15 protein-coding genes, 1 tRNA gene and 1 pseudogene are annotated in these 15,899 nt (G+C 65.8%); 13 read left to right on the forward strand and 4 right to left on the reverse strand.

Features of this window, described 5'->3' with window-relative positions; translation table 11 throughout:
- The first annotated feature begins 27 nt into the window (after positions 1-27).
- From tilS to ABS761_RS00920, 5 genes and pseudogenes are all read left to right on the forward strand, one after another.
- Positions 28-1,053, forward strand: coding sequence for a tRNA lysidine(34) synthetase TilS (gene tilS, locus ABS761_RS00900; RefSeq protein WP_350406036.1), 1,026 nt, complete (start codon positions 28-30; stop codon positions 1,051-1,053).
- 50 nt (positions 1,054-1,103) lie between these two features.
- Entirely contained in the window at positions 1,104-2,372 is a 1,269-nt protein-coding gene (locus ABS761_RS00905) for an aspartate kinase (RefSeq protein ID WP_350406037.1), read from the forward strand.
- Between the two features lie 69 nt (positions 2,373-2,441).
- Positions 2,442-2,534, forward strand: a tRNA-Ser gene (locus tag ABS761_RS00910).
- Positions 2,535-2,692: 158 nt separating this feature from the next.
- A pseudogene (locus ABS761_RS00915) lies at positions 2,693-2,920 on the forward strand (YbfB/YjiJ family MFS transporter); the annotation flags it as partial.
- Between the two features lie 14 nt (positions 2,921-2,934).
- The gene (locus ABS761_RS00920; protein WP_350406624.1) at positions 2,935-3,783 is read left to right on the forward strand and encodes a YbfB/YjiJ family MFS transporter; all 849 of its coding nucleotides are present in this window, start codon (positions 2,935-2,937) and stop codon (positions 3,781-3,783) included.
- Between the two features lie 141 nt (positions 3,784-3,924).
- On the opposite strand, the gene ABS761_RS00925 is transcribed toward ABS761_RS00920, so the two are convergent.
- Together ABS761_RS00925 and ABS761_RS00930 are read right to left on the reverse strand one after the other, a co-directional pair.
- Positions 3,925-4,827 (reverse strand): DMT family transporter, encoded by a 903-nt coding sequence (locus tag ABS761_RS00925; protein ID WP_350406038.1) that lies wholly within the window; start codon positions 4,825-4,827, stop codon positions 3,925-3,927.
- A 33-nt stretch (positions 4,828-4,860) separates the two neighbouring features.
- Positions 4,861-5,400: a hypothetical protein gene (locus ABS761_RS00930; protein WP_350406039.1), complete on the reverse strand. Its 540-nt coding sequence runs from the start codon at positions 5,398-5,400 to the stop codon at positions 4,861-4,863.
- Between the two features lie 238 nt (positions 5,401-5,638).
- On the opposite strand from ABS761_RS00930, the gene ABS761_RS00935 reads away from it, so the two are divergent.
- Positions 5,639-6,553: an ATP adenylyltransferase family protein gene (locus tag ABS761_RS00935; RefSeq protein ID WP_350406041.1), complete on the forward strand. Its 915-nt coding sequence runs from the start codon at positions 5,639-5,641 to the stop codon at positions 6,551-6,553.
- Positions 6,554-6,567: 14 nt separating this feature from the next.
- On the opposite strand, the gene ABS761_RS00940 is transcribed toward ABS761_RS00935, so the two are convergent.
- Entirely contained in the window at positions 6,568-7,797 is a 1,230-nt protein-coding gene (locus tag ABS761_RS00940) for a spore maturation protein (RefSeq protein WP_350406042.1), read from the reverse strand.
- Between the two features lie 31 nt (positions 7,798-7,828).
- Complete coding sequence (locus ABS761_RS00945; RefSeq protein ID WP_350406043.1) at positions 7,829-8,989, reverse strand: alpha-hydroxy acid oxidase; 1,161 nt, start codon at positions 8,987-8,989, stop codon at positions 7,829-7,831.
- A gap of 367 nt (positions 8,990-9,356) precedes the next feature.
- Between ABS761_RS00945 and ABS761_RS00950 the strand changes: the two genes are divergently transcribed.
- The 7 genes from ABS761_RS00950 (at position 9,357) to nuoE (ending at position 15,836) form a co-directional block, all read left to right on the forward strand.
- The gene (locus ABS761_RS00950) at positions 9,357-10,469 is read left to right on the forward strand and encodes a porin (RefSeq protein WP_350406044.1); all 1,113 of its coding nucleotides are present in this window, start codon (positions 9,357-9,359) and stop codon (positions 10,467-10,469) included.
- Positions 10,470-11,078: 609 nt separating this feature from the next.
- Entirely contained in the window at positions 11,079-12,203 is a 1,125-nt protein-coding gene (locus ABS761_RS00955) for a porin (RefSeq protein WP_350406045.1), read from the forward strand.
- A gap of 329 nt (positions 12,204-12,532) precedes the next feature.
- Positions 12,533-12,892: an NADH-quinone oxidoreductase subunit A gene (locus ABS761_RS00960; RefSeq protein ID WP_350406046.1), complete on the forward strand. Its 360-nt coding sequence runs from the start codon at positions 12,533-12,535 to the stop codon at positions 12,890-12,892.
- A 15-nt stretch (positions 12,893-12,907) separates the two neighbouring features.
- A complete protein-coding gene (locus tag ABS761_RS00965) occupies positions 12,908-13,384 on the forward strand; it encodes a NuoB/complex I 20 kDa subunit family protein (protein WP_269496173.1) in 477 nt (158 codons plus the stop codon).
- Between the two features lie 48 nt (positions 13,385-13,432).
- Positions 13,433-14,047, forward strand: a complete 615-nt coding sequence (locus tag ABS761_RS00970; protein ID WP_350406047.1) for an NADH-quinone oxidoreductase subunit C — start codon at positions 13,433-13,435, stop codon at positions 14,045-14,047.
- A gap of 1 nt (position 14,048) precedes the next feature.
- Positions 14,049-15,302 carry an NADH-quinone oxidoreductase subunit D gene (locus ABS761_RS00975; RefSeq protein WP_350406048.1) on the forward strand — a complete coding sequence of 418 codons (1,254 nt, stop codon included), beginning with the start codon at positions 14,049-14,051 and terminating at the stop codon, positions 15,300-15,302.
- Positions 15,303-15,344: 42 nt separating this feature from the next.
- The gene (gene nuoE / locus ABS761_RS00980; protein WP_350406050.1) at positions 15,345-15,836 is read left to right on the forward strand and encodes an NADH-quinone oxidoreductase subunit NuoE; all 492 of its coding nucleotides are present in this window, start codon (positions 15,345-15,347) and stop codon (positions 15,834-15,836) included.
- Positions 15,837-15,899: the final 63 nt, after the last annotated feature.

A 15,899-nucleotide genomic window follows, 5' to 3' on the forward strand; every position in this document is an offset into this window, starting at 1 on the left:
GAGGGGGCGACACACGCCGCGGGCGCCATGATTCGGCTGGAGTCCTGCTGGCCGGATTGCGATCCGGCGCTGCTCGAGCCGCTGCGCCCGGCATTGGCCGGCGGCGCCGGCCCGGCGGCTGTCGCCTTGAGCGGCGGCGCGGACTCGGCCATGCTCGCGCTGCACGCGGCGCGCGTGGCGCACGAGACGGGCCGCACCCTGCACGCCTTCCACGTCCATCACGGCTTGCAGGCCGATGCCGACCGCTGGCAGGCCCATGCGCATCGCCTGGCCGCGGCGCTGGGGATTTCATGCCATAGTCTGCGCGTCGAGGTCGCCATCCGCGGCGACGGCATGGAGTCGGCCGCGCGCGATGCGCGCTACGGCGCCCTGGCGCGGCTGGCGGGCCTGGCGGGCGTGGACACGGTCCTGCTCGCCCATCATCGCGACGATCAGGCCGAGACCGTGCTGCTGCGGCTCTTGCGCGGCGCCGGGCCGCTGGCGCTGGCGGCCATGGCCCCCGAAATGACGCGTGACGGCCTGCGCTACCTACGCCCCTGGCTCGCCGTGCCGCGCACGCGAATCCTGCGCTGCGCCGATCGCTATGGCGAGCACAGTGGCTGGCGCCCCGTCGACGATCCGAGCAACGCGGATCCGCGCTATACCCGAGCGGCCCTGCGCGAACGCCTCGCCCCCGTGCTCGACGCGCGCTGGCCGGGGTGGCAGGGCACCCTCGTTCGCCATGCGGACCAGGGCCGCGAGCTGGCGCTGCTGATCGACGAGGTCGCACGCGCGGACTGGAGCGGGCTCGATCCCTCGCCGGACGGCACCGCGTTCTCGCTGGCGGCCTGGCGGCGGTTGCCGCCGGCCCGGCAAGCCCTGGCGCTGCGCCACTGGCTGGGCCGGCAGGGCTTGCGCGCGCCCAGCGCGGCCCGCCTGGACGAGCTCTTGCGGCAATTGCGCGGGCTGCACGCCCTGGGCCACGACCGGCACATGCGCATGCGCCATGACGGCCGCTGGGTTGCCTGCGTGCGCGGACGCGTGGTCCTCGAGCCAAAAACACAGGTAGAATAAGCAGTTTTTGGCGCGCATGCGCGCCCGTACCCACCCATACCGATCGCATCATGTCTCTCATCGTTCAAAAGTACGGCGGCACCTCGATGGGGTCCGTCGAACGCATCCAGAACGTCGCGCGCCGCGTCGCAAAGTGGCACGCCGCCGGCCACCAGGTCGTGGTCGTGCCCTCGGCCATGTCCGGCGAGACCAATCGCCTGCTCGGCCTGGCCAAGGAAATCTCGCCCCAGCCGGATCCGCGCGAGCTCGACATGCTGGCGGCCACCGGAGAGCAGGCAAGCAGCGCCCTGCTGGCCATGGCGCTGATGCGCGAGGGCGCGGCCGCGCGCAGCTACGCCGGCTGGCAGGTGCCGGTGCGCACTGACAACGCCTACACCAAGGCGCGCATCCATTCGATCGACGACAAGCGCATCCGCGCCGATCTGGATTCCGGCCGCGTGGTCATCGTCACCGGGTTTCAAGGCATCGACGACGAGGGCAACATCACCACCCTCGGCCGTGGCGGCTCGGACACGTCGGCGGTTGCGGTGGCCGCCGCGATGGGGGCCGACGAGTGCCTGATCTTCACGGATGTCGACGGGGTCTACACCACCGATCCGCGCGTCGTCCCCGAAGCCCGCCGCATGAATGTCATTTCCTTCGAGGAAATGCTGGAAATGGCCTCCCTGGGCTCCAAGGTCCTGCAGATCCGCTCGGTCGAGTTCGCGGGCAAATACCATGTTCCGCTGCGGGTGCTGTCCTCGCTGACTGATCCCATGATCCCGGTCGAAGAGGAAATGCACTCGGGCACGCTCATCACTTTCGAGGAAGACCAGAAAATGGAAACCGCCGTTGTCTCGGGTATCGCCTTCAGCCGCGACGAGGCCAAGATCACCCTGCGCAACGTTCCCGATACCCCGGGCGTCGCCTATTCGATCCTGGGGCCCGTGGCCGCCGCCAACATCGACGTCGACATGATTCTGCAGAATATCTCGCTGCAGGGGATGACCGACTTCTCGTTCACCGTCAACCGCAACGACTTCGCCCGCACCCTCGATCTGCTGCGCGACCAGATTGCCCCGGCGGTCGGCGCCGGCGAGGTGGTTTCCGACGACAAGGTGGCCAAGGTCTCGATCGTCGGCATCGGCATGCGCAGCCACGTCGGCGTCGCCAGCCTGATGTTCCGCACGCTGGCCGAGGAGGGGATCAACATCCAGATGATCAGCACCTCCGAGATCAAGACCTCGGTGCTGATCAACGACAAGTACATGGAACTGGCCGTTCGCGCGCTGCACAAGGCCTTTGAACTCGACCAGGAGTCCGTACGGCCCGAGGTCTGAGCATCGCGGCATCCGGGCCGGAATCCCGCGGCCCGGGCCGTCTTCCTGTGTTAGAATCCCAGCCTTGCTGGAGACGTGGCCGAGTGGTTGAAGGTACTCCCCTGCTAAGGGAGCATGCGGCTTATACCCGCATCGAGGGTTCGAATCCCTCCGTCTCCGCCAGATTTTCTGGCATTAAAGCCTTGTCCTCACATGGCTTCTTCTCCTAGTCGAATGTCGTACCGCGACACCGCCGCGCCTGAAAGTACAGGGCGTGGCCGGAGGCGGTCGTGAAGCCCGCGGCCGTGGCCTGGGCCCTGTCCGGCGGATCGGCGGTCGCCGTGGGTTTCGCGCGTTTCGGCTATGCGCTGATTCTGCCGGCGATGCAGGCCGACCTGCAATTGAATTACGCGCAGGCGGGTTGGCTCAATACCGTGAATGCGCTCGGCTATCTGCTGGGCGCGGTGCTCGCCATCTACTTTGTCGCGCGGCTGGGAAACCGGCGCCTGTTCATGTGGGGCATGGCGTTGACGACGGTGTCGGTGCTGGCCTGCGGCTTGACGCATGATTTTTTTGGCTGGGCGTGTTCCGGTTCACGGCCGGGTTCGGCGGGGCGGGGGTATTCATCTGCGGGGGCGTGCTTGCGGGCGTGCTGGGCACGCGCGCCATCGTCGTGTTCTTCAGCGGCGGCGGTTTGGGCATGCTGCTCACGGGCGCGGTGCTGCCGTGGCTGTTCGAGTTGCGGGGGCCAGCCGCCTGGCCAGCGGCGTGGATCGCAACGGGCGTCGTCTGCCTCCCGCTTTCCGTCGCTGCGATCCATGCCGCGCGCTCCATCGCCGAGCCCTCTTCCCCGCACGTCGGCGCCGACTGGCCGTGGCGCGCTTGCCTGCCGGTGCTGGCGTCATACTTTATTTTCGGGCTGGGCTATATCGCCTACATGACGTTCATGGTGGCTTGGGTCCGGCATGACGCCGTCAATGCCGCGAGCCTGGCCACGACCACCTCGGTGATGTGGGGCTTGCTGGGCGTCATGACGCTGCTGGCCCCGCTGCTCTGGGCGCGCCCCTTCGATGGGCGCCGCGACGGCCGCCCGATGGGGGCCGCGCTGTTCGTGTTGACGGCGGGCGCGGCCCTGCCCCTGATTCTGCCCAATCTAGTGGGGATCTGGCTTTCCGCGACTTTGGTGGGCGGCAGTGTTTTCATGGTGCCCGCCGCCGTGACCGGTTTTGTCAAGAATAACCTCGCCCGGCCGGCCTGGGGCAACGCCATGGCAATCGCCACCAGCCTGTTCGCCATCGGCCAGACGATAGGCCCGGCCGCCTGCGGATGGTTGAGCGACAGGGCTGGCTCGTTGTCCTTCGGGTTGGCCGTATCAGCGATGATGTTGTTGGTGTCGGGTGTGCTGGCGTTGCTGCAGAAGCCGCTTGCTTGAGTCGATGACCGTCGCCGCAATCGCCACAAGCCCGCGCCTGGAGTCAGCCTGGCGAGTGCCTTGTTCGGTTCATCCGCACATTCAAATTTGGATGGATGCGCAGACGCCGAATTCGAGTACGGGTATGGACTGAACAGGACACTAGGGCGCGCGGGTCCGGCGCGGAGCATGCACCGCACTGGCCGCGGCGGTCATCAGCAGCAGGCCGGCATAGTCCGCGAATGTCGGATGCTCGCCCAGCATCAGAATCGAGCCCATCACCCCGATCGCCGGCACCAGCAGCATCGACAGGCTGACCGTTCCGGCAGGCAGGCGGTCCAGCAGCTTGTACCAGGCCATATAGGCCAGGGCCTGTGCAAAGATGATGTGGTAGCCCAGCGCCATCCAGGTTTCGGCCCGCAGGGTGGTCCAGTCGACGGGCGATTCCGATTCGAAAACCACGGCGCCGATGGCGGCGACGGTGGCCCCTCCGGCGAGTTGCCACGCGACGACCGACATCGAGGGGGTGGCGACGGGAAAGCGCTTGCTGATGATCGTGCCCAAGGCCCAACTCATGCCGGCCAGCAGCGCCAACGCCAGGCCATAGGAGAAGGTGCCTGCCTGAACGAGCGGCCAGCCCAGGCCGAGCAATCCCGCCACGCCGAGGATCAGCCCGGTCCATCGTCGGCCATCCAGTCGTTCGCCAAGGAGCAGGCGGGCAAAGAGGATGGTCCAGACGGGCATGGTGTATGTGACGATCACCGCCCGTGTCGTCGGCGCGAGCAATTGGGCGAAGGCCAGCAGCAGGTTGAACTGCGTGATGGAAAAGAAGCCGGCCGCAAGGATCGGCAGCCACTCGCCGGATTCGGGCCGCAGGCGTTCGCGCCGTAGGATGGTGAGGGCCGCCAGAAACAGCGCGCCGGCGCCCATGCCGATGGCGCGCAGTGTCCATGGCGGCACCTCGTACAGCGCAATGCGCACCGCGGGCCAGTTCATGCCCCAGAAAACCGCCAGCAGGACAATGGCGGAGAGGTCGAGGCCGTGGCGCGGGCTCTGGGACGTCATTGGAGGCGGCGCCCGCGCATGAGGGTCGTCGGGTCAGAACCGCGGCGAGCGGTCGTCTTGCAGATACATCGGGTCGGGGCCCGGGTGGAACTTGGTGACCTGGGCGCCGTCACGGCCGAAGAACACGAACATCAGCGAATTCCAGACGCCGTCCTGGCGATAGCGGTAGTTCCAGACGATCTGGCGCACAGAGGGCAGGCCCGCGGTGTCGATCTGCGCCGGCGGCCCGAATTCGCAGCGCACCTGCTCGGGCGTCCACGTGCCCTCGGCCAGCACCTTGAAGTGCGCATCGGTCAGCACCGGCTCGATCCGCTCGACGCGGCCATCGGAGGTCAGGTCCGAGCCCCAGGCGAATTGTCCGTAGGGCTGCTGCGACCAGATCGCGCGTGGCTTGCCCGCGCGCGATGTGCACGTGAGCGTTGGCGCGCCGAATTGCGCTTGCACCTGATCGATCGGGGTGCCTGGCGGCGTGGCCGCGATATTGGCGCAAGCCCCCAGGGCCATGCCCGATCCGGCAATCAGGGCGAGGCGGATCGTGGCGCCGAGTCGGGATGAAAGGCTGACTGTGGCCATGGTGCGACCTCGCTGTGTGGGGTTGCCGCCTGCGCCCGGGATTCGAGCGCATCGCGTGCAAGTATTTATCTTAGCGCACTCACGAGGCCGGGGCGCGCGAGTTCGTGTTGCTTCGACGCCTGGGCCTTCCGTGGCGGCGGGGATGCCCTACAATCGGCGGCAAACCCAATCATGGTTCCGGGGCGCGGGCGCGGTCCGCCGCGACGGTGCACGCGCCCCGGTCGGACAGGAGAATGTGATGGACTCGACGTTCATGGGCGCCGTGCGGGCGCGCACCGACGCCGCGATTGCTTCGGGCGATCTGCAACCCATCGTCGCCGAGCAGGTCGTGATGCGCGACGCCGGCCTGCCGTTCACCGTGCGCTGGGTCGCCGCGCTGGCGGCCAAGGATGCGGCCAAGGCGGGCGCCACGCCGGCGACCACCTTGCCGGGCGGTCCGCGCGATCCGAATTTCAACCCTTTCCTCCCGCCGGACCCGGCCCTGACCGTTGGCCCCCTGGGGGCGCACCATAACGTCGTCCTCAACAAGTTTCCCGTGTGCCTGCATCATCTGGTGCTGGCGCGCCGCGAGTTCGCCGAGCAACTCAGCCCGCTGGAGCTCGTCGATTTCCTCGCTTTGGCCATAGTGCTCTCGGACGCGGGCGGGCTGGGCTTCTACAACGGCGGCGCGGCGGCCGGCGCCAGCCAGCGGCACAAGCACGTCCAATGGATTCCCGCCGCCGAGGGCAACGCCTCCTTGCGGTATCTCGGCGAGGGGCTGCCCGCCGACATCGCGCCGGGCGCCCTCGCGCGCCATCCGGGCCTGCCGCTGCGCCATTGCTTCGTGCGCGTCGAGGCGGGGTTCGGCTGTGACCCGGAGGCGGCCGCACAGGCCATGCACGACGCGTTTGGCCGCGCCTGCGCCGAGTTGAGTCTGGTGCCCGGCGGCGAGGACGGCCTGCTGCCGCCGTGCAATATGCTGGTGGGGGATGGCTGGATGCTGGTGCTGCCGCGCAGCCGCGAGCACTTCGAAGGGGTGTCCCTCAACGCATTGTCCTATGGCGGCACGGTCTATGTGCGCGAGCCCGCCCAGATCGAGGCGATTCGCGCTGTCGGGCCGCTGCGGGCGCTGGCGAGCGTCGGTATTCCCGAGCCCGGCCCCGCGGTCGCCTGACGCGGGCGTCGGCGCTAGCCGAAAAACCAGTAACACACCCCGATCGAGGCCAGCACGCCGGCCACGTCCGCCAGCAGCGCGCAGCCCACGGTATGGCGCACGCGCTGCACCCCGACCGCCCCAAAGTAAACCGCCAGGACGTAGAAGGTGGTTTCCGTGCTGCCCTGCACGGTGGCGGCGAGCAGGGCGGGGAAGCTGTCGGGGCCGTAGTGCTGCATGGTCTCGATCATCAGCGCGCGCGCCGCGCTGCCTGAAAAAGGCTTGACCAGCGCGGTGGGCAAGGCATCCACGAAGCGCGTGTCCAGCCCCGCCGCCTGGACGAGCCAGCGGATGCCGTCCAGCAAAACGTCCAGCGCACCCGAGGCGCGCAGCACGCCGATGGCGCACAGCATGGCCACCAGGTAGGGCAGCAGGTTCTTGCAGACCTCGAATCCTTCCTTTGCGCCCTCGACGAACTGCTCGTAGACCGGGATGCGCTTCCAGGCCCCGGCCAGCAGGAAGGCGATGATCACCCCGAACAGCACCAGGTTGCCCAGCAACGAGGACAGGGCGGCCACCGCGGCCGCGCTCAGCGAGGCCAGCAGGGCCATGAAACCGCCCAGCGCCAGCACCGCCGCCCCCAGCCAGGCCAGCACCACCGGGTCGTGCAGCCGCAGGCGCTGCATGAGCGCCACCGACAGCAGGCCCACCAGGGTCGAGGCCGAGGTGGCGAGCAGGATGGGCAGGAACACCAACGTCGGATCCGGCGCGCCCTGCTGGGCGCGGTACATGAAGATCGTCACCGGCAGCAGCGTCAGCGATGAGGAATTCAGCACCAGGAACAGGATCTGCGCGTTGGTCGCGGTGCGCGGCTCGGGATTGAGCGTCTGCAGGGCGTGCATGGCGCGCAGGCCGATCGGCGTGGCGGCGTTGTCCAGGCCCAGGCCGTTGGCGGCGAAGTTCAGGGTGATCAGGCCCAGCGCCGGATGGCCGGCGGGCACGCCTGGCATGAGGCGGCGAAACAGCGGCGCGAGCAGGCGGCCCAGCCAGTCGACCAGGCCCGCCGATTCGGCGATCCGCAGAAAGCCCAGCCATAGCGTCAGCGTGCCGAACAAGAGCAGCATGAGCTGCACCGACAGCTCGGCCATATCGAACAGGCTGGCGATCAGGCGCGCGAACACCGCGGCATCGTTCAGAACCAGCCATTGGAACAGGCCGGCCGCCGCCGCCACCAGGAAGAATCCGAGCCACAGAACGTTCAGCATGCGGCAGTGTAGCGCGCCCCGTGCGCCGTATTCAGTCGAAAATCCCCGGGTTCAGCAAGATCGTCCGGTCCACGTCCTGGATCCGGGTGCGGCCGCAAAAGGCCATGGAGACGTCCAGCTCGTTGGCGATCAGCTCGAGGCAGCGCGTCACGCCGGTCTCGCCCAGGGCGCCCAGCGCATAGAGAAAGGCGCGGCCGATCATGGCGCCGCGCGCGCCCAGCGCCACCGCCCGCAGCACATCCTGGCCGCCGCGCACGCCGCCGTCCATCAGGACCTCGACGTTCCCGCCCACCGCGTCGGCGATCGCGGGCAGGGCCGAGATCGAGGAGGGGGCCCCGTCGAGCTGCCGGCCGCCGTGGTTCGAGACGATCAGCGCATCGGCGCCGGCGGCGACCGCCAGGCGTGCGTCCTGCGCGTCCATGATGCCTTTGGCAACGATCTTGCCTCCCCAGCGGGCCTTGATCCACGCCAGATCCTCCCAGTTCAGCGAGGCATCGAATTGCTCCGCCGTCCAGGCCCCCAGCGAGCGCATGTCGGTCACCCCCTGGACATGCCCCACGATATTGCCGAAGGCGCGCCGCCGGGTGCCCAGCATGCCCAGGCACCAGCGGGGCTTGGTCGCCAGATCGATCAGGTTGGCCAGCGTGGGCCTGGGCGGGGTGGAGAGTCCGTTCTTGATGTCCTTGTGGCGCTGGCCCATCACCTGCAGGTCCAGGGTGACGACCAGGGCCGAGCAGCCTGCGGCCGCGGCGCGGTCGATCAGGCGGCCGATGAAATCGCGGTCCCGCATGACGTAAAGCTGGAACCAGAACGGGCGGCTGGTATGCGCGGCGATGTCCTCGATCGAGCAGATGCTCATGGTCGAGAGCGTGAAGGGGATGCCGAAGCGCTCGGCGGCGCGCGCCGCCAGGATCTCGCCGTCGGCATGCTGCATCCCCGTCAGGCCGGTGGGGGCGAGGGCCACCGGCATGGCCGCATCCTCGCCGAGCAAGGTGGCGCGCAGGCTGCGTCGGCCGATGTCCACGGCGACCCGCTGGCGGAACGTCAGTTTTTGGAAGTCGGTCTCGTTGGAGCGGTAGGTGCCTTCGGTCCATGAGCCCGAATCCACGTAGTCGTAGAACATGCGCGGCACGCGGCGGCGGGCGAGCCGGCGGAAATCTTCGACGCAGGTCAATTGGGCGAGGGCGGGCAAAGGAACCTCCTGGGTTGCGCGCGGGCCGTGCCAAGAGGGCCGCGATGAGCGATAATGATACGGTGCCTATGCGGGAAAGGGGTGACGGCGTAATGCCTCACGCGGCGCCATGTGCTCGGGTTTTCTGTTTTATGGTCCGGATTCCTCGGCCTCGGGTAAACCCTGGTATGCCCGAGTGGGGGTTGCAAAGTTGTGGTTCAAACACAACGCAATGGCTGGAAACTCGCGGATTTAAACAAGGTGTCATAGCGCTCCCCACGGATTTTTGATGCAATACCTACAACTTCCCATCGCGGAGTTAGAAGGAGCAGCAGCACAGGTAGTTGTTGGGCTGCTCTGATTTACTCAATCTACGGAGATTTCTTACATGAAAAAGACTCTGCTCGCTGCTGCTCTGATCGTCGGTTTTGCCGGCGTTGCTCAAGCAGAAACGTCCGTCACGATGTACGGTATCCTCGATACCGGCTACGGCTATTCGAACTTCAAGTACAGCAAGGATGGCATCAGCGCCAAGCGTACGAGCTCGGGCCTGACCTCCGGCATCGTCAACGGCAACCGCTGGGGCGTTCGTGGCTCCGAGGACCTGGGCGACGGTCTGCGCGCCATCTTCACCCTCGAGGCTGGTTTCGACATCAACACCGGCAAGAGCCAGCAAGGCGACGACGCCTTCTTCGGCCGCCAAGCCTATGTTGGTCTGGCTAGCGACAACTGGGGCACCCTGACCATGGGTCGCCAGTACAACGTGGCCACCGGCATGACCTACGCCAACAACCTGTCGGTCAGCATGGGCGATATGGACAAGGCCTTCGGCTCCCAAGGTCTGGGCAGCCGCATGGACAATTCGTTCAAGTACGTGACCCCCAATTTCTCCGGCTTTACCGCTGGCGTGGCCTATGGCAACCCCAAGACCACCATTACCCGAGTTGACGGCACCAGCGTTGGTTCCAGCGACCGCAGCAACTGGCTGTCGACCGGCCTGAACTACGCCAACGGCCCCCTGGCTGTCGGCGCCAGCTACGATCGCGCCAGCCTGGGCGGTGGTCAGGAAAACGCCATCACCAACTGGGCGCTGAGCGGTTCCTATGACTTCGAAGTCGTGAAGCTGGCCCTGGCCTACGGCCAAGACCGTCATGGCAAGCTGGGCTGGGGTGAACTCGGCGGCGACACCGGCATGAACAATGGCCTGGCCACCAACGCCTACTTCCAGGACTTCAAGTCGAACAACTACTACGTCGGTCTGTCGGCTCCGGTTGGTACCGGCACCCTGGCCGCGTCGTGGTCCCGTTCGGATTCGAACCTGGACGACGCCGACAAGCTGGGCGACGATGCCAAGGCTCAGAATATCTACCACCTGAACTACAAGTACCCCCTGTCCAAGCGCACCACCGTGTACGCCTACGGCAGCTACGGTACGGGCATCGCCTACATCGACGGCCTGAAGGGCAAGGAAGCCGGTGTCGGCCTGAACCACAAGTTCTAATCGCCGCGCATGGGTCATCCCATGCCGCGAGGCCCGGCTTGCCGGGCCACCTGAACCCGGTTCAGGAACTCCGGTTCCCGATCTCAGGATCGCAAAAAACCACCCTTCGGGGTGGTTTTTTGCATCTGGGCCGCGCCTGGGGCGAAAGCGGCCTCCTTCCAGAGGTGGTCAGCCGCGGGTGCGACACGGATTTTGACGGGTTGGTGGCCCCTGTGCCGGGCAGCGGTGTGGCGTACAAACGACGTGCCAAGAAGCCAGGAGAGCAGCGATCGTGCGTGGCAGCCCGCAAAGAGCAGGGCTTTATGGCAGGTATGTTGCAGGGTTGCAGGCAATATCGAGGTTGTCGGCGGACGCTTGGCCATAGAGCGTCGTTGAATCCAAGAGCTCACTGTCATCGTATCGAGGTGTTGCGGTCATCGAATTGAAGTAATTTCGTCATTAAATTGAAATATGTTTCAATAGGGATTTTCCCGTATAAAACGCGAATCTCACTGCTAGACTCCGTTTCAGCTCTCTAGCCGCAACGTTCACTCGCGACGTTGCCGGCAGCGGCGGCGCCACGCCGCTGTTGGGCTGCTCTGATCCATTCAACCTACGGAGATCTCTCACATGAAAAAGACGCTGCTCGCTGCCGCGCTGTTTGCCGGCCTCGCCGGCGCCGCCCAAGCGGAAACGTCCGTCACGTTGTACGGCATCCTCGACACCGGCTATGGCTATAGCCAAATCAAGTACGACAGGAACGACATCCGGGTCAGGAGCACCAGTTCCGGCCTGGCGTCCGGGGTCGTCAGCGGCAACCGCTGGGGTGTCCGCGGCTCCGAGGATTTGGGTGATGGCCTGCGTGCCATCTTTACCCTCGAAGCCGGTTTCGATATCGGGAGTGGCGGAAATAGCAGCAAGTCCGGTGCGCTCTTCCATCGCCAGTCCTGGGTTGGTCTGGCCAGCGACCACTGGGGTTCCTTTACCATGGGCCGCCAGTACAACATGGGCAACGGCTTCACGTATGGCAGCGCCAATGTGGGCGTCAGCATGGGCGATATGGACCGGACCTTTGGCGGACAGGGTTCGAGCAATCGCATGGACAACGCGTTCAAGTACGTGACCCCCAGCTTCTCCGGTTTCCAAGCGGGTGTCGCCTATGGCAATCCGAATACCAGCATCCTGAGCGTCGACACGCCCGCCGGCGGCGCGAACATCACCGAGCGCAGCAACCGGCTGTCGGCCGGCCTGAAGTATGCCAGCGGCCCGATCGACGTGTCGCTCAGCTACGATCGCGAAAGCAACGCGCTGGAGAATGCGACCACCAACTGGGCGATTGCCGGGTCCTATGATTTTGAGGTCGTGAAGCTGCACCTGGCGTACGGCCAGGACCGCTACGGCAAGCTGGGCTGGGCAAATGTGGCCTCCGGCCTGTTCACCGCGGACACACGGCCCGCGATCGGCTCGTACTCGCTTGGCCATGACTTCAAGTCCAGCAACTACTACGTCGGCCTGTCTGCGCCGGTCGGCACGGGCGTCTTGGCCGTATCCTGGGGGCGTTCCGCGTCCAACCTGGATGACGCCGACAAGTGGGGCGAAGACGCCAAGACCCAGAACATCTATCACCTGAACTACAAGTACCCCCTGTCCAAGCGCACCTCTCTGTACGCCTACGGCAGCTACGGCACGGGAGTCGGTTATGTCGACGGCGCCAAGGCCAAGGAGCTTGGCCTCGGGCTGAATCACCGGTTCTGAGCGCCGCGCATGGGGCCCCCCATGCGACGAGGCCCGGGCCGCCGGGTCGCGTGAGCCGATCGGGTGCCTCGGTGCCCGATCACGGAAAACCGCCCCACGGGGTGGTTTTCCGCGACTGCGCCCGCTGATGCGGCCCCGCGGGCCCGGGGCGACGCCCGCGGGGCCGCGGGGCCCTGCGGAACGCGGCATTCAGGTCCGTGCAAGCCCGTGTCGGTATGCTCGGAAAGCCTTGATCCGCAATATGTTTCCGTACAGGGTTTTCCCGCTGAAAGGCTCTGTCGAAATGCTACAATCCCATAGTTTAATTATTGTGAACAGGGGCCTTGCGCATGAATCTGCAACAGTACTTTCCCGTGCTGCTTTTCATCATCGTGGCGACCTTGATCGGTGCGGCTTTGCTAGTGGCGGGGCGGTTTCTCGGGCCTAACCGGCCCGATGCCGAAAAACTGTCCGTCTATGAGTGCGGCTTCGAGGCGTTCGGCGATTCGCGCATGAAGTTCGACGTGCGCTATTACCTGATCGCCATCCTGTTCATCATGTTCGACCTGGAAATCGCATTCCTGTTCCCCTGGGCCATGGCCAACGGGGTGGTGGGGATGGTCGGCTTCTGGGCGGTGGCGGTGTTCCTGGCCGTGTTGACGGTGGGCTTCATCTACGAGTGGCGCCGCGGCGCGCTGGACTGGGAATAACCTGGGGGATCAATCATGGCAATCGACGGTGTACTCAACGAAGGCTTCATTACCACCAGCGCGGACAAGTTCCTCAACTGGGCCAAGACCGGCTCGCTCTGGCCCATGACCTTCGGCCTGGCCTGTTGCGCGGTGGAAATGATGCATGCGGGCGCGGCCCGCTACGACCTGGACCAGTTCGGCATCATCTTTCGTCCCAGCCCGCGCCAGTCCGACCTGATGATCGTGGCCGGCACCCTGTGCAACAAGATGGCCCCGGCCCTGCGCAAGGTCTACGACCAGATGCCCGAGCCCCGCTGGGTGGTCTCCATGGGTTCCTGCGCCAATGGCGGCGGCTACTATCACTACTCCTATTCGGTGGTGCGCGGCTGCGACCGCATCGTCCCGGTCGATGTCTATGTGCCGGGCTGTCCGCCCACGGCCGAGGCGCTGGTCTACGGCTTGCTGCAGATGCAGAACAAGATCCGCCTGACCAACACCATCGCCCGCTGAGCCGGCGTCCCGCCGGCCCCTCGCTGAACCTCTTTCCACGATCTGCATATGACACGGCTACAGACTCTTCACGACAACCTGCGCGAGGTCTTCGGCGCGGCGGCCGACCTGGTCGAGGCCCATGGCGAATTGACGCTGCAGGTGCCCGCCGATGCCTGGATCGACGCCTGCCGCACCCTGCGGGACGATGCGCGGCTGCGCTTCGAATCCTGTGTCGATCTGTGCGGCATGGACTACTCGGCCTGGAAGGCCCCGACCCGCACGTCCGGGGCGGCCGCGTATCCGCGACGCTTCGCCGTCGTGGTGCATCTGTTGTCGGTGAGTCATAACTGGCGGCTGCGCGTGCGTGTGTACGCGCCCGACGACGAGTTCCCGGTGCTGCGTTCGCTGATCGAGGTCTGGCCCGCGGTGAACTGGTACGAGCGCGAGGCCTTCGACCTGTTCGGCATCGTGTTCGAGGGGCATCCCGACCTGCGCCGCATCCTCACGGACTACGGCTTCATCGGCTATCCCTTCCGCAAGGATTTTCCGATCTCCGGCCATGTGGAAATGCGCTATGACGCCGAACAGAAGCGCGTCATTTATCAACCGGTCACTATCGAGCCGCGCGAGATCACCCCGCGCGTGGTGCGCGAGGATCACTACGGAATAGAGCGGTACTGACATGGCAGAAATCCAGAACTACAACCTGAACTTCGGCCCTCAGCACCCGGCGGCCCACGGGGTGTTGCGCCTGGTGCTGGAACTGGACGGCGAGGTCGTGCAGCGCGCCGACCCCCATATCGGCCTCTTGCACCGCGCCACCGAAAAGCTCGCCGAGCATCGCACCTATCTGCAGGCGCTGCCCTACATGGACCGCCTCGACTACGTGTCGATGATGTGCAACGAGCATGCCTACTGCATGGCCATCGAGCGCCTGCTGGGGATCGAGGTGCCGCTGCGCGGCCAGTACATCCGCGTGATGTTCGACGAAATCACGCGCATCCTCAATCACCTGATGTCGCTGGGCTCGCACGCCCTGGACGTGGGCGCGATGGCCGTGTTCCTCTATGCCTTCCGCGAGCGCGAGGACTTGATGGACTGCTACGAGGCGGTGTCCGGCGCGCGCATGCACGCGGCCTACTACCGTCCCGGCGGGGTCTATCGCGACCTGCCCGACACCATGCCGCAATACGCGCCCAGCAAATATCGCAGCGACAAGGAAATGCGCGTCATGAACGCCGCGCGCTCGGGATCGCTGCTGGACTTCATCGAGGATTTCACCAACCGCTTTCCGGCCTGCGTGGACGAGTACGAGGTCTTGCTGACCGACAACCGCATCTGGAAGCAGCGCCTCGTCGACGTCGGCGTGGTCACGCCCGAGCGCGCGCTGGCGCTGGGCTTCACCGGGCCCATGCTGCGCGGCTCGGGCGTCGAATGGGACCTGCGCAAGCACCAGCCCTACGAGGTTTACGACCGTCTCGAGTTCGACATCGCGGTGGGCGTCAACGGCGATTGCTACGACCGCTACCTGGTCCGCATCGCCGAGATGCGCGAGTCCAACCGCATCATCCGCCAGTGTGTCGAGTGGCTGCGTAATAATCCGGGCCCGGTCATCGTCGACAACCACAAGGTCGCGCCGCCAAAACGCGAGCGCATGAAGACCGGCATGGAAGACATGATCCACCACTTCAAGTTGTTCACCGAGGGCATGCACGTGCCCGAGGGCGAGGCGTACGCGGCGGTCGAACACCCCAAGGGCGAATTCGGCATCTACATGGTGTCCGACGGGGCCAACAAGCCCTATCGGGTCAAGATCCGCGCACCGGGCTTCGCCCACCTGCAATCGCTAGAGGAAATGTCCCGCGGCCACATGATCTCCGACGTGGTGACCATTATCGGCACCCAGGACATCGTGTTCGGCGAAATCGACCGTTAGTCGTCCGCACCCGCCGCTCGAGGACGCCAACCAGGGATTCATATGCTGCTTTCTGAACAAGCCTATCGCAAGATCGACCAGGAACTGACCAAGTTTCCACCGGAACAAAAGCGCTCCGCCGTGATGGCGGCGCTCACCATCGCGCAGGATGAACAGGGCTGGATCTCGCCCGAGATCATCCGCGATGTCGCGCAGTACCTGGGCCAGCCGCCCATCGCAGTCCAGGAGGTCGCGACCTTCTACAACATGTTCAACACCAAGCCCGTCGGCCGCTACACGCTGACGATCTGCACCAATTTGCCCTGTGCCCTGCAAGACGGCGTGAAGTCGGCCGAGTACCTCAAGGAAAAGCTCGGGATCGATTTTCACGAGACCACCGCCGATGGCCTGTTCACCCTGCTCGAGGGCGAGTGCATGGGCGCCTGCGGCGATGCGCCCGTCATGATCGTCAACGGCAAGCACATGTGCTGCCGCATGCGGCCGGAAAAAATCGACGCCCTGATCGGCGAACTCAAACAGCAGGAGCCGGCATGAGCGGTCTGGACGTACTGCAGAAATTCTCAACGGACGCGCTGTCTCCGGACCTGGGCGGGGATC

This window comes from Castellaniella sp. GW247-6E4, assembly GCF_040276065.1.
In the GTDB taxonomy this organism is placed as follows: domain Bacteria; phylum Pseudomonadota; class Gammaproteobacteria; order Burkholderiales; family Burkholderiaceae_B; genus Castellaniella.